Annotated in this window: 16 protein-coding genes; 7 read left to right on the forward strand and 9 right to left on the reverse strand. The window is 73.2% G+C overall.

The annotated features are described in order from the left end of the window. The first annotated feature begins 1 nt into the window (after nt 1). The 5 genes from ACWXWW_RS12115 (at nt 2) to ACWXWW_RS12135 (ending at nt 4641) form a co-directional block, all read left to right on the forward strand. Complete coding sequence (locus tag ACWXWW_RS12115; RefSeq protein WP_455970083.1) at nt 2–1297, forward strand: RDD family protein; 1296 nt, start codon at nt 2–4, stop codon at nt 1295–1297. Continuing rightward, on the forward strand, nt 1294–2103 hold the full coding sequence (locus ACWXWW_RS12120; RefSeq protein ID WP_271174725.1) for a PP2C family protein-serine/threonine phosphatase: 810 nt from the start codon (nt 1294–1296) through the stop codon (nt 2101–2103). Before ACWXWW_RS12115 ends, ACWXWW_RS12120 begins: the two co-directional genes overlap by 4 nt. Further along, nucleotides 2100–2615, forward strand: coding sequence for an FHA domain-containing protein (locus ACWXWW_RS12125; RefSeq protein ID WP_455970085.1), 516 nt, complete (start codon nt 2100–2102; stop codon nt 2613–2615). Before ACWXWW_RS12120 ends, ACWXWW_RS12125 begins: the two co-directional genes overlap by 4 nt. Next, nucleotides 2612–4156: a serine/threonine-protein kinase gene (locus ACWXWW_RS12130; protein WP_455970086.1), complete on the forward strand. Its 1545-nt coding sequence runs from the start codon at nt 2612–2614 to the stop codon at nt 4154–4156. Before ACWXWW_RS12125 ends, ACWXWW_RS12130 begins: the two co-directional genes overlap by 4 nt. Before the next feature lie 62 nt (nt 4157–4218). Next, entirely contained in the window at nt 4219–4641 is a 423-nt protein-coding gene (locus ACWXWW_RS12135) for a recombinase family protein (RefSeq protein ID WP_271174722.1), read from the forward strand. A gap of 13 nt (nt 4642–4654) precedes the next feature. Here the strand turns inward: ACWXWW_RS12135 and ACWXWW_RS12140 are convergent, their stop codons facing one another. Further along, the gene (locus ACWXWW_RS12140; protein ID WP_271174721.1) at nt 4655–4918 is read right to left on the reverse strand and encodes a glutaredoxin family protein; all 264 of its coding nucleotides are present in this window, start codon (nt 4916–4918) and stop codon (nt 4655–4657) included. A gap of 58 nt (nt 4919–4976) precedes the next feature. Between ACWXWW_RS12140 and ACWXWW_RS12145 the strand changes: the two genes are divergently transcribed. Further along, complete coding sequence (locus ACWXWW_RS12145) at nt 4977–5780, forward strand: alpha/beta fold hydrolase (RefSeq protein WP_455970088.1); 804 nt, start codon at nt 4977–4979, stop codon at nt 5778–5780. Nucleotides 5781–5789: 9 nt separating this feature from the next. On the opposite strand, the gene arfA is transcribed toward ACWXWW_RS12145, so the two are convergent. The 7 genes from arfA to ACWXWW_RS12180 all read right to left on the reverse strand — a co-directional run bounded on the left by arfA (nt 5790) and on the right by ACWXWW_RS12180 (nt 15387). Beyond that, nucleotides 5790–7325 carry an arabinosylfuranosidase ArfA gene (gene arfA / locus ACWXWW_RS12150; RefSeq protein ID WP_455970089.1) on the reverse strand — a complete coding sequence of 512 codons (1536 nt, stop codon included), beginning with the start codon at nt 7323–7325 and terminating at the stop codon, nt 5790–5792. 20 nt (nt 7326–7345) lie between these two features. After that, nucleotides 7346–8242, reverse strand: a complete 897-nt coding sequence (locus ACWXWW_RS12155) for a carbohydrate ABC transporter permease (RefSeq protein ID WP_271174718.1) — start codon at nt 8240–8242, stop codon at nt 7346–7348. Further along, on the reverse strand, nt 8239–9204 hold the full coding sequence (locus tag ACWXWW_RS12160) for a carbohydrate ABC transporter permease (RefSeq protein ID WP_455970090.1): 966 nt from the start codon (nt 9202–9204) through the stop codon (nt 8239–8241). Before ACWXWW_RS12160 ends, ACWXWW_RS12155 begins: the two co-directional genes overlap by 4 nt. Further along, nucleotides 9201–10538 carry an extracellular solute-binding protein gene (locus ACWXWW_RS12165; protein WP_455970091.1) on the reverse strand — a complete coding sequence of 446 codons (1338 nt, stop codon included), beginning with the start codon at nt 10536–10538 and terminating at the stop codon, nt 9201–9203. Before ACWXWW_RS12165 ends, ACWXWW_RS12160 begins: the two co-directional genes overlap by 4 nt. An 88-nt stretch (nt 10539–10626) precedes the next feature. Continuing rightward, entirely contained in the window at nt 10627–11637 is a 1011-nt protein-coding gene (locus ACWXWW_RS12170; RefSeq protein WP_455970092.1) for a LacI family DNA-binding transcriptional regulator, read from the reverse strand. Nucleotides 11638–11754: 117 nt separating this feature from the next. Continuing rightward, nucleotides 11755–14424, reverse strand: coding sequence for a phosphoenolpyruvate carboxylase (locus ACWXWW_RS12175; RefSeq protein WP_455970093.1), 2670 nt, complete (start codon nt 14422–14424; stop codon nt 11755–11757). 36 nt (nt 14425–14460) lie between these two features. Then, nucleotides 14461–15387: a LysR family transcriptional regulator gene (locus ACWXWW_RS12180; protein WP_455970094.1), complete on the reverse strand. Its 927-nt coding sequence runs from the start codon at nt 15385–15387 to the stop codon at nt 14461–14463. An 87-nt stretch (nt 15388–15474) separates the two neighbouring features. Here ACWXWW_RS12180 and ACWXWW_RS12185 point away from each other — a divergent pair, with 87 nt between their 5' ends. Beyond that, nucleotides 15475–16146: a type 1 glutamine amidotransferase domain-containing protein gene (locus ACWXWW_RS12185; RefSeq protein ID WP_455970095.1), complete on the forward strand. Its 672-nt coding sequence runs from the start codon at nt 15475–15477 to the stop codon at nt 16144–16146. A gap of 31 nt (nt 16147–16177) precedes the next feature. On the opposite strand, the gene trhO is transcribed toward ACWXWW_RS12185, so the two are convergent. Continuing rightward, on the reverse strand, nt 16178–17077 hold the full coding sequence (gene trhO / locus ACWXWW_RS12190) for an oxygen-dependent tRNA uridine(34) hydroxylase TrhO (protein ID WP_324012752.1): 900 nt from the start codon (nt 17075–17077) through the stop codon (nt 16178–16180). Nucleotides 17078–17088 lie beyond the last annotated feature (11 nt).

A 17088-nucleotide genomic window follows, 5' to 3' on the forward strand; every position in this document is an offset into this window, starting at 1 on the left:
CATGACCGCGTCGAATCCCCACCGCGCACCGCTGCCGCCCGGGTACGGGCTGCCGGCCGCTGCGCCCGCGCCGCGCCCTGCTCCGCTCGGCCGGCGCGCCGGCGCCTACATCGTCGACATGCTCATCGTCGGCGCGGTGATGTCCGTGCTCTCGGGCGTCACGGTGTGGGTCGCGATGAACGGCCCGCTGTGGCTCACCCTGACGCTCTCCGCGGTCGTCGGCCTGCTCGCGATCGGCTGGGTCCTCCTCTACAGCTGGTGGCAGGGCACCCGTCGCGGGACGCCGGGCATGCGCGCCCTGCGCGTGCGGCTCGTCCGCGACGACGACGCTGCGCCCCTCGGGTTCGGCCGCGCCTTCCTGCGCAACGTGATCTGGGGCCTTGGCGCCGCCATCGTCGTCGGGTACTTCTCGCCCCTGTTCGACGGCTCCCCGTGGCACCGCGGATGGCACGATCGGGTCGCCGGATCGCGGATGGTCGACGCCGACTCCGCGCGCGACGCCGCTCCGCTGGACCAGGCGAGCGCGCCTGCGGCCCCCGTCGCGCCCGCGGCCCCCGTCGCGCCCGCGGCGGCGGTGCCGCCGCTGCCCGTCGCCGTGCCGCCGCGTCCGCCGGCTCCGCCGGCCGCCGCCCCCGTTGCCCCGGCCGCCGCGCCAGCCGCCGCCCCGGCCATCCCCCCGCGTCCGCCGATGCCCCCCGCACCCCCCGCACCCCCGCGCGTGGGGGGCGGTTCCGCTCCAGTGGCTCCTCCTGCGCCCGCGACGCCGCCCCCGCCACCACGCTCGGAGCCGAGCGCCTCTCTCGGCGTGATCGCGTACGTTCCCGGCATCACGCAGGACCCGCCGGCGCCCACACCCGCGGCCCCGGCGCCCTCCCCGGCGGACGAGGTCTCCGACGACACGATCGTGCCGGGAGGCGACGCGCACGACGGGTACGACCCCCTTCTCGATGACACGATCGTCGTGCGCCGCGAGCCGCCGCGGCCGACCGCGACGCTCGTGTGGGACGACGGCGCCGTGCACACGGTCGACGGCTTCACGCTCTTCGGCCGGAACCCCGCGGGGGAGGGCGAGACCGTCGCCGTGCGCGACGAGAGCCTCTCGCTGTCGAAGACGCACTTCGCGCTCGACGTCGACGGCGACGGCGCGTGGATCACCGACCGCCACTCGACGAACGGCGTCGTCATCGTGCGCGGCGGCGCCCGCATCGACGTCGTGCCCGGAGAGCGCACGCCGCTCGTCGAGGGCGACGTGCTCGAGATGGGCGACCGGACGGCGACCTACGGGGCGCCCGCATGACCGCGCCGATCACGGTCGCGGTCGGCGCCGCGACGGACACCGGCCGCCGCCGGGCGATCAACGAGGACGCGCTGCTCGCGTCCGCCCCGGTGTTCCTCGTCGCAGACGGGATGGGCGGGCACGACGCGGGCGAGGTGGCATCGCGGATGGCGGTGGCCGCGTTCGCGGACCTCGTCGGGCGCGATCACCTCACGGTCGACGAGGTGCGCGAGGCCGTCGAGGCCGCCCGTCGGCGCATCGACGCGTTCTCGTCCTCCCGCGAGACGGGCGCGGGGACGACCCTGTCGGGAGTCGTCATCGTCGACGTGCGCGGAGCGGGCTACTGGCTCGCGCTCAACATCGGCGACTCGCGCACCTACCGGCTCGCGGGCGACCGCCTCGAGCAGATCAGCGTCGACCACTCGCTCGTGCAGGAGCTCGTCGACTCGGGGCGCCTCGCCGAGGCCGACGCCGAGCGCGACCCGCGCCGCAACGTCATCACGCGCGCCCTGGGGGCCGGCAGCAGCGAGCGGGTGGACTTCTGGATGCTCCCGGCGAGCCGCGGCGACCGCCTGCTCATCTGCTCGGATGGCCTGCCGCGCGAGGTCGGGCGCGACCAGATCGCGGCCATCCTGAGCGCCGAGGACGACCCGCAGACCGCAGCCAGCCGACTGGTCGAGGCGGCCGTCGCGCGCGGCGGCCGCGACAACGTCTCGGTGATCGTCGTCGACGCCGTGCACGTGGCGTGGCACGACGGAGACACCGGCACCCGCGACATCGACGCCGACACACGGCCGCGCGAGCCGGTGGGGGGTCGCCGGGCATGACGGCGGGCGATCAGCGCGAGGCAGCAGCCGACACGATCGCCCCGACGGGAGACGGGCTCGGCGACCACGACGGCGCGACGATCTCGGCCGCCGACCTCCGGCGCCTGCGCGGGGACCACGACGGCACGACCATCCCGCGCGGCGCGCGCTCGGCCGCTCCCACGCGGACGGCACGCGCCCGCATCCGCCTCTCGAGCGGCGAGGTCGTCGCGCTCGATCGTCCGATCGTGATCGGGCGCCGTCCGCGCGCGACCCGGTCGACCGGCGCCGAGCTGCCGCACCTCATCTCGGTCGAGAGCCCGTCGCTCGACATCTCGCGCAGTCATGTCGAGGTCATCCCCGACGCCGACAGCGTCGTCGTCGTCGACCTCCACTCGACCAACGGCACGACGCTCCTGCGCGGCGGGGAGGAGCCCGTGCAGCTCCACCCGGGCGAGCACACGGTCGTCGTGACGGGCGACGTCGTCGATCTCGGCGACGGCGTCTCCTTCGCGTTCGAGGACCTGCCGTGAACCAGCGTCGCCCGCCCGCCCCGCCGCCGCGCATCCCGGGCTTTCAGTGCATCGAGCTGCTCGGGTCCGGCGGCTTCGCCGACGTGTACCGGTACGAGCAGGAGCTCCCGCGTCGCCAGGTCGCGATCAAGGTCCTCCTGCCCGATCGGATGGGCGCGACCGCAGGCCAGTTCACCGCCGAGGCGAACACCATGGCGATGCTCTCGAGCCATCCCGCGATCGTCACGATCCTGCAGGCCGGCGTCTCCGACGACGGCCGGCCCTACCTCGTCATGGAGTACTGCCCCGGCGCGAACCTGCAGGTGCGGTACCGACGCGAGCCGTTCTCGGTCGCGGAGGCGCTGCGCGTGGGCATCCCGATCGCCGCGGCCGTCGAGACCGCGCACCGCGCGGGCGTGCTCCACCGCGACATCAAGCCCGCGAATATCCTGGTGACCGAGTACGGGCGGCCCGCGCTCACCGACTTCGGCATCGCCGCGACCGCGCACGGGCCGACCGAGACGACCGGCATGTCGATCCCCTGGTCGCCGCCCGAGTCGTTCGGCGACGTCGCGCGCAGCGGCCCGCGCTCCGACGTGTACCAGCTCGGCGCGACCGTCTACACGCTGCTTGCGGGCCGCTCGCCGTTCGAGGTCGCGGGCCAGAGCAACGCGAGCGCCGACCTCATCGACCGGATCGAGCGGATGCCGCTGCCGCCGCTCGATCGGCCGGACGTGCCGGAGGCGCTCCAGAGCGTGCTCGAGCGCGCGATGGCCAAGGATCCGGCCGACCGCCACACGAGCGCGCTGGCGTTCGCGCGCGCGCTGCAGAAGGTGCAGATCGAGCTCGCGCACGCGGTCACGCCGATCGACATCATCGACGAGGGCGCCAGGGGCGACCGCGACGAGGACGAGGACGGCGGCCTCACGCGAGTCCGCGCCGTCATGAGCATCGCCCCCGACGCCGCCGACGTGGCGACGTCGCCGCGCCCGGCGTCGGCAGAGACCGTCCGCCGGGGCGCGCAGGACGAGGCGACCGTCGTGCGCGGGGCCCGCAGCATCCATCCCGACGACGCCACGGTCATCCGCCCTCCCGTGCCCGCGTCGGCTCCCGAGTCGACCATCCCGCGCCGCGAGATCGCGGCCGAGGCGCCGCGGCGGGGTCGGTGGGGATGGTGGGTGTCGGTCGGCGTGATCGCGCTCGCCGCGGTCGCCGTCATCGGGTTCGGGCTGCCCGCGCTGCTCGCCGAGCCCGAGCCGGAGGACACGCCGGCGCAGACGGTCGCGCCGCAGGACCCGATCGTCGCCGTCCCGTCCGTCGCCGACCTCCAGGGCGCCGTGCGGGGCGACGAGGTCGTGTTCACCTGGACGAACCCCGAGCCGGAGGAGGGCGACAGCTACCTCTGGACCATCGCGAGCGTCGCCGGCGAGCCGGACTACGAGCGGACCGTCGAGCCGACGGTGACCGTGCCGGCCGCGGAGGGCGAGACGTGCGTCGAGGTGGTGCTCCGGCGCGCGAGCGGGACGAGCTCCGAGCCCGCTGTCGCGTGCTTTGGCGGCTGACCGGCGCGCCGGGGGTGGGCATCCGCACCGCGGGCACGGCACAATGGACGTGGAGGAGCACCATGAGCCACGCAGACACCGCCGAGACCGAGATCCATCAGGCTTCGGAGTGCCCGAAGTGCTTCGTCGAGCTCCAGCGGGACGGCGGATGGTGGCAGGCGCGTCCTGCGGGATCGCGTCTCGTGGGCCTCGTCGTGCAGCGCGACGACATGCCGTCGGTGATCCAGCAGCGCGAGGACCTCACGCGCTTCGGCGTGCCGATCGAGGGCTTCCGGCACCCCGCGCCCGACATCCTCGAATCATGGGAGGAGCGCCTGCAGCGCCTCTTCTCGCGCCTGAAGTCGGGCGATGTCGTCGTCGTCGCGAGCGTGCACGCGCTGGGCCGCGACGCGGCGGAGGAGGTGCGCACGATCGCCGAGCTCTCGCGCCGCGGCGTCGTCGTGAAGGTGCTCGGCCACGGCCAGAAGCACCTCCACGACGCCTGATCGCGCGAGGGCCTCAGATGAGGGCGAGCTCCTTGAGCTTCGCCTCGACGTCGGCGTTCGACGGCTCGACGTGGTGGGTCGCGTCGGGGTAGACCACGACCGGGATGTTCGTGCGTCCCGAGATCTCCTTGGCGACCTCGGCGGCCGCGGGCTCGGCCTCGAGGTCGACGTACGTGTACGCGACGCCGAGCTCATCGAGCTGCGCCTTGGTGCGGCGGCAGTCGCGGCACCACTCGGCGCCGAACATGGTGATCTCGTTGGTGGCGGAAGTCGTCATGCCTTCCAGGTTACGCGCGCTGCGGGGCGCGGGATCCGCGCGATCGTAGGCTGAGAGGATGGGTGCGCTCGAGGACGCGGCGGAGGCCGCGGATGACGTGATCGACGAGCTGGCGGGGGCGCCGGAGGACGGCCGGATCTCGCGCTTCACGTCGCAGGGCGCGACCCTCGTCGCCGAGGAGCGCGGAGCGGGCGAGCCCGTCTTCCTCCTCGTGCACGGGATCGGCATGGGCCGCCGCGTCTTCGCCGACGTCGCCGTCCACCTCGCCGAGCGCGGGCGGGCGATCGCGATCGACCAGCCCGGATACGGGGAGGCGCCCGAGCCGCCGCGGACGCCGTCGATCGAGCGCGTCGCCGACCTCATCGCGGCGTTCATCCGCGATCGCCGTCTCGAGCGCCCGGTCCTCATCGGGCACTCGATGGGCACGCAGGTCGTCGCCGAGATCGCGGCCCGCCACCCGGATCTCGCGGGACCGGTCGTCCTCGTCGCCCCGACCGTCGACTCCGAGGCGCGCCGCGCCGTCCCCCAGCTGCTGCGCCTGGGGCGCGATCTCCTCGGCGAGAGCCTCAAGGTGCTCGTGCTCGGTGCGAGGGAGTACCTGCGGGCGGGCCCGAACCTGCGGCGCAAGATGAAGGCGATGCTCTCGCATCGCCCCGAGGACGCGTACGAGAGGATCCGCTCGCGCACGCTCGTCGTGCGGGGCGCGAACGACGTCGTCTGCCCGCCCGTGTGGGTGCGCCGCGTCGCGCAGCTCGTGCCCGATGCGACCTCGATCGAGATCCCCGGCCACGGGCACGAGACGATGATCCGCGACGGCGCCCCCGCGGCCGAGCGCATCCTGGCGTGGCTCGACCGCGGGTGACGCGTCGGATCAGGCCGTCGCGGCGTCGAGGACGATGACCGCCCACGACATCGGCGGCAGGGTGGCGCGCACGGCGCCGTCGGCGATGCCCGCGTCGCGCAGGGGGACGAGCCCCACGCGGTCCTGATCGTCGGCCACGTTCGCGGAGCGCCGGTCGCCGCCCTCGGGCACGGTCAGCACCTCGGCCGAGCGGATGGCCGTGGCTGCGAGCCCGCGCAGGTCGACCGTGACGTCGCCGGCCTCCTCGAGCGAGCGGTTCGCGACGAACAGCGCGATCGTCCCGCTCGCCTCGTCCCACGTCGCGGCCGCGTCGATCGCGTCGACGTCGCCGAACTTGCGCGTGCTCGTCTGCGACGAGTCGACCGCGAGCCGCAGGATCCGCCCCTGCGCGAGACGCGCCATCCGCGCGAACGGCCAGAAGATCGACTGGCGCCACGCGGGCCCGCCCTCCTCCGAGCGGATCGGCGCGATGACGTTGACGAGCTGGGCCTGGTTGGCGATGCGCACGCGGTCGCCGTGGCGCAGCAGGCTGTGCAGCAGGGTGCCGACGACGACGGCGTCAGCGACGTCGTACGTGTCCTCGATGAGGCGCGGGTGCTCGCGCCATCCCGCCGCCTCGATCTCGCGCGCCTCGTGGTCGTTGTACCGGTCCTGGTCCCAGACGTTCCACTCGTCGAACGAGATGTCGACCTGCTTGCGGTGCTTGCCCGCGGCCTTCACGGCGTCGATCGTCGCGATCACGCCGTCGATGAACGCGTCCATGTCGACGCCCTCGGCCAGGAACGACGCGGCGTCGCCGTCGCGCTCCTGGTAGTACGCGTGCATCGAGATGTAGTCGACCTCCTCGTACGCGTGCGTGAGCACGGTGTGCTCCCACGTGCCGAAGGTCGGCATCTGCCGGTTCGACGATCCCACCGCGACGAGCTCGATCGTCGGGTCGACCAGGCGCATCGCCTTCGCCGTCTCCTGCGCGAGGCGGCCGTACTCGTGCGCGGTCTTGTGGCCGATCTGCCACGGCCCGTCGAGCTCGTTGCCGAGGCACCACAGGCGGATGTTGAACGGGTCGGCCGCGCCGTTGCGGCGGCGCAGGTCCGACCAGTAGGTGCCGCCGGGGTGGTTCGCGTACTCGACGAGCGCGCGCGCCTCCTCGACGCCGCGGGTGCCGAGGTTCACGGCCTCCATGACCTCGACGCCCGCCTCGCCCGCCCACTCGACGAACTCGTGCAGGCCGAAGGCGTTGGTCTCGATCGTGTGCCATGCGCCGTCCAGCCGGCGCGGGCGCTGGTCGACCGGTCCGACGCCGTCCTCCCACAGGTAGCCCGAGACGAAGTTGCCTCCGGGGTAGCGGACGACGGTCGGCCCCAGCTCCTTCACGAGCTGCAGCACGTCGCGCCGGAAGCCCCGCTCGTCGGCCTGCGGGTGGTCGGGCTCGAAGATGCCGGTGTAGACGCAGCGTCCCATGTGCTCGACGAACGATCCGAAGAGCCGGCGCGGCACGTCGGCGATCGTGAAGTCGCGGTCGATGGTGATGCGGGCGCGGGTCATTTCTCTCCTGGTTCCGGGTGTCACTGGCCGCCGAAGCCGGTGGTCGCGACGCCCTTGACGATCTGCTTCTGGAAGATGAGGAACACGATGATGAGCGGCAGCGCGGCGAGCACGGCCTGGGCCATCACCTGCGCGTACTGCACGCCGTAGGCGCTGATGACGGTCTGCAGGCCGACCGGCAGCGTCATGAGCGTCGTGTCGTTGATGACGAGGAACGGCCAGAGGAAGTTGTTCCACGCGCCGATGAACACGAAGATCGCGACCGACGCGAGGATGGGCCGCGACAGCGGGAGCACGATCGACCAGAACACGCGGAAGCGGCTCGCGCCGTCCACGCGGGCGGCGTCCTCGAGCTCGATCGGCACGGCGTCGAAGAACTGCTTGAGGATGAACACCATCGCCGGGGCGACGACCTGCGGCAGGATGAGGCCCCAGTGCGTGTCGATCATGTTGAAGGCGAGCATCTCGTAGAACAGCGGGATGATGAGCGCCTGCGGCGGCACGACGATCGCGGCGATGACGGCCACATAGAGCCAGCGCCGCCCGGTGAAGTCGAGCCGCGAGAACGCGTAGGCGGCCATCGCGGAGATCGCGAGCGTGATGGCCGTCACGGCGGCCGACGTCCAGAGGCTGTTGAAGGCCCAGATCCACACGTTGCCCTGCGAGAGGATGGCCGTGAACGCGTCGGTCGTGGGGCCGCTCGGCCCGATCCACGAGGGGTCGCCCGACGCGGCGTCGGTCTCGGTCTTGAACGCCGTCGCGACCGCCCACAGGAACGGCAGCAGCCATCCGATCGCGAGGAGCAGGAGCACCGCGAACGCGACGATCCGCAGCGGGCCGAACCGCCGGGCCCCGGGCTTGCGCTCGGCGCGGCGCGCGGTGGAGGGGGTGACGAGGGTCTGCGTGACGGTGGTCATCGCTGCTCCTTCCTGCGCGCGGCGGCGGCACCACGGGACATGATCGCCGCCTGGGCGACGCCGATGATGACGATGAGCGCGAAGAACACGTAGGAGATGGCTGCCGAGTAGCCGAAGCGGTAGCCGACGAAGCCGGCCTCGTACATGTACTGCACGATGGAGCGCGTGGTGTCGCTCGCGACGCCGCCGAGCATCTGGTACGCCTGGTCGAACAGCTTGAGCGACGCGAGGATCTGCAGCATCACGATGAGGACGGTCGCGGGCCCGAGCTGCGGGATCGTGATCGACCAGAGCTGGCGCCACGGCCCCGCGCCGTCGAGCGACGCCGCCTCGTACTGCTGGGCGGGGATGTTCTGGAGGGCCGCGAGGTAGAGCAGGAAGTTGAACCCGACCGTCCACCACACGGTCGCGATGACGATCGCGATCATGTTCGTGTCGGGGTTCTGCAGCCACGCGATGGGGGCGAGCCCGAGCGCCTCGAGGATGTTGTTGGCCGCGCCGATCTGCGGGTTGAAGATCCACACCCAGATCTGCGAGATGACGGTCGAGGCGAGGAGGAACGGCATGAAGAACGACAGCCGCCACAGCCACTGGCCGGGGATGCCGCGGTCGACGAGCACCGCCATGACGAGCGCGATGACGACGAGGGGAACGGTCGAGAGCACCGTGAACCAGAGGGTGTTCCCGAGCGAGCGCCACATGACGGGGTCGGCGAGGGCCTCGACGTAGTTCGCGAAGCCGACGAGGTCGCCGCCCGCGCCGGTCAGGGACTGGTTCGTGAAGCTCAGGTAGATGCCGTGGAGGATCGGCCACACGAGGAAGAGCGCGAACGCGATGAGGAACGGCGCGAGGAAGACCCAGCTCACGAGCTGCTCGCTGCGCTGGGCTCCGACGTGACGGCGTCCGCCGCGCTGGGCGCCGCCGGTGACGATCGTGCGGGTGGTGGGAGCTGCGGTCGTCATGACTGCCACGTCCCCTCGGGGTCGGCCGGGTTCGGCTTGGAGAGCATGCTGTCGACGCGCGCCTGGAAGGCCGCGATGGCGGCGGCGGGGTCGCCGCCGCTGAGGAGCACGTCCTGCACGGACGCGCCGAAGTCGCCCTGGAAGTTCGACCCCGAGCCGGTGAACCACGCGGGCGGGTCGTATGCGACGTTCTCGGCCGCATTCGCGTAGTGCGCCTGGGGGACGAGATCGGCGTAGTCGGGCGACTCCGTGATCGGCAGGTAGGCCGGGATGTGGCCCGCCCCCGCCCAGTCGAACGAGCCCTTGAGGATGTCGGCGACGAACCGGTAGGTGAGGTCGCGCTTGACGGGGTCGGGGCTCGTCTGGTGCGGCAGCACGAACGAGTGCGAGTCGGCGTACACGGAGTCGGTGCCGTAGAGCGTGGGGATGGTCGTCGCGTCGAACGGGATGCCCGCGTTCTGCATGGTCCGCAGCTCCCACACGCCCGTGAGGAACATGCCGCTGCGGCCGGTCGCGAACTCGGCGACGGCCGACTGGTAGTCGTTCTGCGGGGCGGCGATCTCGCCGTCCAGCAGGCTCTGCATGAGCGTGAGCGACTCGACGGCCGCATCCTGGTCGAGCACGCTCTTCCCGCCCTCGGGCAGCTCCATCGCGAGCCCGTGCTGCGTGTAGAGGGTGTAGAAGAGGCGCCACATCTGGGCGCCGTCACCGAGGTACCCGTACGAGAGGCCGTGGCTCTCCGACGATCCGGCCACGGCCCGCGCGAGCTCGAGGAACTCCTCGGGCGACGACGTCGGCAGGAGCCGCCCGTCGCTGTCGAGCACGCCGGCGGCGTCGCAGATGTCGGTGTTGAACATGAGGATGAAGGGGTGCGCGTCGAGCGCGACGCTGTAGAGCTCGCCGCCCGCGAAGCCCTTCTCCCAGATCGGCGCGGGGAAGGTGCTCTCGTCGACGCCGAGCTCTGCGAGCCGGTCGACGTCCCACGGGTCGAGCAGGCCGCCCGGCGCGTAGCCCGCCACGCGCGTGGCGTGCATGACCGCGACCTCGGGCGCGCGCCCGCCGGTCGCCGCCATGGCGAGCTTCGTGTAGTACGGCGAGCCCCACGCGAGGACGGTGGGGCGGATGCGGTACTCCTCCTGCGCGGCGTTGACGCCGTCGAGGAGGCCCGACATCGTCACTCCGTCGCCGCCGGAGAGCAGGTGCCAGAACTGCAGCTGCTGCGCGCCGCGGGCGGCGCTCGCCGGGGTGCAGCCGGCGATGAGCGCCGTCCCCGCGAGAGCCGCGGCGCCCGCGAAGAGCTGGCGCCGCGTGATGTGGACCGGTGGTGATGCCATCGCCACTCCTTCGTGACCGTCTGACAGAGACGACGCCATCATTACATCGATGTAATGGATGCGCAAGGGGCGTGCGGAGGCGAGCCGCTCACGAGCGGTCGGTGCTCGCGCGGACGATGAGCTCGTGAGCGACCTGCACGGCGCGCGGCGCCTGCGACCGGTCGGACATCCGGCTCTCGAGCAGCGTGACGGCCTCCCGCGCGAAGGCGCCTCGGTCGAAGCGGATGGTCGTCAGGGCGGGGGTCGCGAAGCGCGCGGGCTCGACGTCGTCGAACCCCGCGACGAGCACGTCGTCGGGGACGCGGAGCCCGTGCGCGTGCAGGGCGTGCAGCGCGCCGATCGCGATCGAGTCGGTGAACGCGACGACCGCGTCGAACGGGGTCCCGCGCGCGACGAGCTCGTCGATGCCGGCCGCGCCCGCCGCCATCGTCCAGGGGAAGCGGTTGACCTCGAGCGCGGGATCGAGGGGGATCCCCGCGTCGGCGAGCGCCTCGCGGTAGCCGGCGAGCCGCAGCCGGCTCGTGGCGGTCGCGATCTCCGACGCGTCGTCGCCCCCGACGGCCGCGATCCGGCGCGCGCCGCGCTCGAGGAGGTGGCGGGTGATCTCGCGCGAGGCCGCGAGGCTGTCGACGAACACTCGGTCGGTGACGTGCTGCTCGACTTCGCCGATGAGCACGACGGGAGGCAGGTGATCGGCGTGCTCGACCGCGCTGTCCTCGAGGCGGATCGGGTTGAGGATGAGCCCGTCGATGAGGTGCGCGCGGGCGCGCGAGATGAGCTCGTACTCGCGGCCGGGCTCGGCGGCCGTCTCCTCGATCTGGACCGCGAAGCCGCGCTCGTGGGCGACGTCGAGGATGCTGTCGAGCAGCTCGGCCGAGAACGCGGTCGCGAGATCCGGCAGCGCGACCGCGATCGTGCCCGAGCGGCCGTTGCGGAGGCCGCGCGCGCTGAGGTTGGGCACGAAGTCGAGCTCGGCCATCGCCCTCTCGACCCGCTCGGTCGTCTCAGGGCGGACGAAGACCGTGCCCGTCACGACGTTGGAGACGGTCTTCGGCGACACTCCGGCGAGCGCCGCCACGTCCTTCATGGTGGCCCGCATCGCCCTCCTCGCCATCCGCTCAGAATAGACGCCCCCCTGTGCGTGTCTCACTCGGCGCGGGAAAGCCGGGGGCATTCCCGCGCCGAATGAGACACGCACAGGGGAGAGAGGGCGGGATCAGCCGGTGTTCTGCAGACCGGCTGCGACGCCCGAGACCGACAGGAGCAGGAGGCGCTGCTGCTCGGGGTCGGCGTTCCCGCCCGCCGGCGTCTCGCGCAGCGCGCGGAGGGCGCGCAGCTGCAGGAGCGAGAGCGCGTCGACGTACGGGCTGCGGAGCTTGACCGCGCGCTGGAGCACGGGCTTGTTCGCGAGGAGCCCGTCGCCGCCCACGATCCGCACGACCCACGAGCGCGTGAGCGCCATCTCGTCCATGACGAGCGCGGCGAGGTCGTCGCGGTCGCCGAGGGCGAGGTACTGGCGGGCGATCCGGTCGTCCGCCTTCGCGAGGCTCATCGCGACGTTGTCGATCATCGTGCGGAAGAGCGGCCACTCGGCGTAGGCGGCCCGCAGCCGGTCCTCGTCGCCGACCGACTCGAGCGCGGTGCCGAGCCCGAACCATCCGGCGAGGTTGATGCGCGCCTGCGTCCACGCGAACACCCACGGGATGGCGCGGAGGTCCTCGAGCGACTCGACCGAGAGCCCGCGGCGGGCCGGGCGCGAGCCGAGCGCGAGCAGCCCGATCTCCTCCATGGGCGTCACGGTGGCGAACCACGGCGCGAAGCCCGGGGCCTTCACGAGGTCGAAGAACCGCGCGCGCGAGGTCGTCTCCATGACCTGCGCGATGTCGGCGTACCGCTCGGCGGCCGTGCGGTTGCGGTCCTCGTTCGAGGGCGCGCCCGCCGTGAGGATGGCCGCGGCCACCTGGTCGATGTGCCGCATCGCGATGTCGGGGTCGCCGTAGCGGGCGAAGATGACCTCGCCCTGCTCGGTGAGCTTGAAGCGCCCGTCGACCGAGTGCGGCGGCTGCGCGAGGATCGCGCTGTTCGCGGGGCCGCCGCCGCGGCCGAGGGCGCCGCCGCGGCCGTGGAAGAGCGTGAGCTCGATGCGGTTCTCCTGCGCCCACGCGGCGATCGCGGCCTGCGCCTCGTACAGGGCGAGGTTCGCCGCGACGGGGCCGACGTCCTTCGACGAGTCGGAGTAGCCGAGCATGACCTCGAGGCGACGGCCGGTCGCGTCGAGGCGCGACGCGAACTCGGGGTGCTCGACGATCTCGGCGAGGATGCGCGGCGCGGCCTGCAGGTCGGCGAACGTCTCGAAGAGGGGGATGACGTCGAGCACGGGCGCGGGCCCCGCGTCGCCGACTGCGTAGCGCGCGAGGCGGTGCACGTTGGCGAGGTCGTCGGCGGACTGCGTGAACGACACGATGTAGCGGCCGGCCGCGCGCGGCCCGAAGCGCTCCTGGATGAACGCGATCGCGCGGAAGACCTCGAGGACCTCCTCGGTCAGCTCGCTGCGCGGGCCGCCCGCGTCGAGCTCGGCGAGGACCTTCGCGTGCACGGCCGAGTGCTGGCGCACCTCGAGCTCGGCGAGGTGGAAGCCGTAGGTCTCCACCTGCCAGATGAGGTGCTGCAGGCTGCCGTACGCCTGACGCGCGGCGCCCGCGTCGGCCAGCGACGTCTGCACGATCCGCAGGTCGGCGAGCAGGTGCTCGGGGTCGCGATAGGCCAGGTCGGCGTCGCGCGTGCGGGTCGCCGTGATGCGGCGTGCGATGAGGAGCAGGATGCGCCGGTGCGGCTCGTTGGGGGAGCGCTTGGCGATGTCGGCGGCGGCGTCCTCGTCGGCGCTGCGCAGGCGCTCCCAGAGCGCGAGCAGCTCGTCGCTCGGCGGCGTGGAGGTCGCGTCGAGCGTGAGCCCGCGGCCCACGCGCTGCGCGGCGCGCTCGAGGCCGAGGAGCACGTGCTCGCTCGCGATCGCGGCGGCCTTGCGGCTCACCTTGGCCGTGACGAACGGGTTGCCGTCGCGGTCGCCGCCGACCCAGCTGCCCACGCGGACGAACGGGCGCACGACGGGCGGCCGGTCGCCGTCGACGCCGCCGTGGATGGCGTCGTCGACGCGGCGGTACATCTCGGGGACGGCCGTGAAGAGCGTGTCGTCGAAGACCGCCATGACCGCGCGCACCTCGTCGGTCGGCGACGGCTTCTCGGGGCGGATGGGCGCGGTGCGCCACAGGGTGTCGATCTCCTCGAGCATGAGGCGCTGCGTGCGCTGCGCGGCCGAGCCGCCCTCGGGTGCGGCGCCCAGCTCGTCGACGAGGGCCGACAGACGGCGGATGCTCGTCGAGACCGCGCGGCGGCGGGCCTCGGTCGGGTGGGCCGTGAAGACGGGGTGGAAGCGCAGCGCCTGCAGGCGCTCGCGCGCCGCGTCCTCGCCGATCTCGCCGGCGAGCTCGGCGAACGCGCCGGCGATCGTGCCGCGCGGGTCGCGCTCGGGCTGGCCGTCGCGCTCGCGGAGCACGCGCACGCGGTGGTGCTCCTCGGCGAGGTTCACGAGGTGGAAGTAGCACGTGAACGCCCGTGCGACCTCGTCTGCCCGCTGGATCGAGAACGAGTCGGCGATCCGGACGGCCCGGTCGAAGGCCTCGGGGCTGGGGTCCGTGTACGCGTGGATGGTCGCGACGCGCAGGCGCTCGACGTCGTCGAACAGGCCGGCCGAGCCGCTCTCGCGAAGCACCTGGCCGAGGAGGGAGCCCAGCAGGCGCACGTCGGCGCGCATCTGCTCGGGGATCTCCTGCTCCGCTTCCAGTCGCCCGACGGCGTCGAGAACTTCCGTGGGGGTGGGATCGTGCATGCAGACAACGCTAGCGGGCGCGCGAGACCGCTCCGTTCACGCGAGGGCGGATGTGACGGCGTGCGACAGCGCGTCGCGCACGCGCTCGACGTGCGGGCCCGCCGGGGCGCCGGGTCGCCGCACGAGATGGAGGGTGTTGCGGGGCGGGTCGTCGGACGGCCGGAGGTCCACGAGCTCGCCGCCCGCGAGCGCCGCGCGGCAGAGATGCTCGGGGAGCGCGGTCACGCCGGCGCCGGCGATCGCGGCCGCGCGGAGCGCGCGCAGGTCGGGGAGCGTGAGCGCGGGCTCGCGCTCGAGTCGCGTTCCGAACACGTGCCGCCAGTACCGGCGCAGGATGGGCACGTCGTGCGCATAGGCGAGCAGCGGCACGTCGGCGAGGGCATCGGGCGCGACCGCGCCGCGTGCGAGCCCGCGGGCGCGCGCGAACGCGGGCGACGCGACGAGGACGAACGCCTCGTCGGCGAGCGGCGCCGCGACGACCGCGCGTCCGCGAGGGCGCTCGGACGCCACGACGAGGTCGAGCACGCCCGCGCGGAGGCCGTCGACGAGCGCGCCGCTCAGCCCGGGCACGAGCTGCAGCCGCACGCCGTCGGCGACGAGCGGCGCGAGAGCGGGCGCCGCGATCTCGGCGAGGAGCTCGGCCGGCCCGCCCACGCGCACGGGCGCGTGCGACGTCGCACCTCCCCCGTCGGCACCGGACAGCGCGGTGGCGAGCGCGCCGAACGGCTCCGTGAGCCGGGCGGCGAGCGCCTCGGCCCGGGGCGTGGGCGTGACGCCGCGGGCTCCGCGGGCGAAGAGGCGCTCGCCCAGGCGCCGCTCGAGGGTCTGCAGCTGCGCCGTGACGGCCGGCTGCGTGAGGCCGAGCGTGCGCGCGGCGCCCGAGAGGGATCCGGCCGTGTGCACCGCGAGGAAGGTGCGCCACAGGGCGAGGTCGTCCAGCCCATCAGAGGATCTATGGCTCACATTGCGAAGATATCGGAAGAGTCGCGGTCTCCGTGCGTTGTCCTCGGTGCCGGCCAGCTCGGGCCGTCCCATCGAGAAGGAGTCGCCATGTCCACCGTCCTGTTCGTCGTCACCGGAGCCCGCACCTGGACCCTCTCCGACGGCACCGCGCATCCGACCGGGTACTGGGCCGAGGAGCTGCTCGCGCCGTACCGCCTGCTCGTCGGGGCCGGCCACGATGTCGCCTTCGCGACCCCCGGCGGCGTCGTCCCCGTCGTCGACGAGGGATCGATCGCCGACGACGAGGAGGCGCGGTCAGCGCTCGCCGCGATCCCCGGCCTGCAGCGCCCGCTCGTGCTCGCGGAGGTCGACCCCGGCGCGTTCGACGCCGTGTTCTACCCCGGCGGGCACGGACCCATGGAGGACCTCGCGCGCGACGCCGCCTCCGGCGCCCTGATCGTGCGGGCGCTCGACGCCGGCACGCCCCTCGCGCTGGTCTGCCACGGCGTCGCGGCGCTGCTCGCGGCGAAGCGGTCGGACGGCGCGCTCGCGGCGGCGGGGCGCACCGTCGCGGCGTTCACCGACGAGGAGGAGCGCCAGGGCGGGCTCGCTCTGAAGGCCCCGTGGCTGCTCGAGTCGACGCTGCGCGACGGCGGCATCGCGGTCGACGCCGCCGAGCCGTGGGCCGATCACGTGGTCGAGGACGGCGCGCTCGTGACAGGTCAGAACCCGCAGTCGTCCGCATCGGTCGCGCGCGCCCTGCTCGCGCGCCTGTCCTGAGGCAGCGCGGAGCCATCCGCCCCGGCGGGCGCTACGCGGCGACGGCCGCGTGGCGCCCGCACGGGTGCACGTCGCCGCAGCCCGCGCACAGGACGACGCGGACCTGGCAGGTCTCGTCGACGCAGTCGACCATCCGGTCGGTGGGGCTCTCGCACGCCGCGCAGCGCGAGATCACCGCCGCGCCGTCGCCGAACGTCATCGACTCGCGGCCGTCGAAGACGTAGAGCGATCCCTCCCACAGGCCCGCGTTGCCGAAGGTCTCTCCGTAGCGGACGATGCCGCCGTCGAGCTGGTACACCTCGCCGAAGCCGCGCGCCGTCATGAGGCTCGAGAGCACCTCGCACCGGATGCCGCCCGTGCAGTAGGTCACGACGGGCCGCCCCTTGAGGTCGTCGTAGCGCCCCGAATCGAGCTCCGCGATGAAGTCGCGCGTCGTGGCGACATCCGGCACGACGGCGTTCCGGAAGCGGCCGATCGCCGCCTCGAACGCGTTGCGGCCGTCGAAGAACACCACTTCGTCGCCGCGCTCCTCGACGAGCTTGTGCAGCGCACCCGGTGTGAGGTGCGTGCCGCCGCCCACGACGCCGTTCTCGTCGACCCGCAGCTCGCCGGGCGCGCCGAACGACACGATCTCGTCGCGCACCTTGACCGACATCCGCGGGAAGTCGAGGCTGCGGCCCTCCGCGTCGAGGCCCGACCCCGACGACCACTTGAAGTCGATGCCCTTGAAGGGCGCGTAGTCCTTCGTCTTGCGGACGTAGCGCTTGAGCGCCTGCATGTCGCCGCCGACCGTGCCGTTGATGCCGTGCTCCGACAGGAGAATCCGGCCCCGCAGCCCCAGCAGCTCGCACAGGTCGCGCTGCCAGAGGCGGATGGCCTCGGGGTCGGCGATCGGCGTGAAGAGGTAGTAGAGGAGGATCTTGGCGGGCACGGATCCAGGGT

This window comes from Microbacterium sp. KNMS, assembly GCF_053851835.1.

Coding starts and splice junctions, on each gene's coding strand:
- ACWXWW_RS12175 (WP_455970093.1), bottom strand. CDS start 14,424: ATGCACGATCCCACCCCCACGGAAGTTCTCGACGCCGTCGGGCGACTG.
- ACWXWW_RS12120 (WP_271174725.1), top strand. CDS start 1,294: ATGACCGCGCCGATCACGGTCGCGGTCGGCGCCGCGACGGACACCGGC.
- ACWXWW_RS12155 (WP_271174718.1), bottom strand. CDS start 8,242: ATGACCACCGTCACGCAGACCCTCGTCACCCCCTCCACCGCGCGCCGC.
- ACWXWW_RS12170 (WP_455970092.1), bottom strand. CDS start 11,637: ATGCGGGCCACCATGAAGGACGTGGCGGCGCTCGCCGGAGTGTCGCCG.
- arfA (WP_455970089.1), bottom strand. CDS start 7,325: ATGACCCGCGCCCGCATCACCATCGACCGCGACTTCACGATCGCCGAC.
- ACWXWW_RS12140 (WP_271174721.1), bottom strand. CDS start 4,918: ATGACGACTTCCGCCACCAACGAGATCACCATGTTCGGCGCCGAGTGG.
- ACWXWW_RS12145 (WP_455970088.1), top strand. CDS start 4,977: ATGGGTGCGCTCGAGGACGCGGCGGAGGCCGCGGATGACGTGATCGAC.
- ACWXWW_RS12160 (WP_455970090.1), bottom strand. CDS start 9,204: ATGACGACCGCAGCTCCCACCACCCGCACGATCGTCACCGGCGGCGCC.
- ACWXWW_RS12125 (WP_455970085.1), top strand. CDS start 2,100: ATGACGGCGGGCGATCAGCGCGAGGCAGCAGCCGACACGATCGCCCCG.
- ACWXWW_RS12135 (WP_271174722.1), top strand. CDS start 4,219: ATGAGCCACGCAGACACCGCCGAGACCGAGATCCATCAGGCTTCGGAG.
- ACWXWW_RS12185 (WP_455970095.1), top strand. CDS start 15,475: ATGTCCACCGTCCTGTTCGTCGTCACCGGAGCCCGCACCTGGACCCTC.
- ACWXWW_RS12165 (WP_455970091.1), bottom strand. CDS start 10,538: ATGGCATCACCACCGGTCCACATCACGCGGCGCCAGCTCTTCGCGGGC.
- ACWXWW_RS12115 (WP_455970083.1), top strand. CDS start 2: ATGACCGCGTCGAATCCCCACCGCGCACCGCTGCCGCCCGGGTACGGG.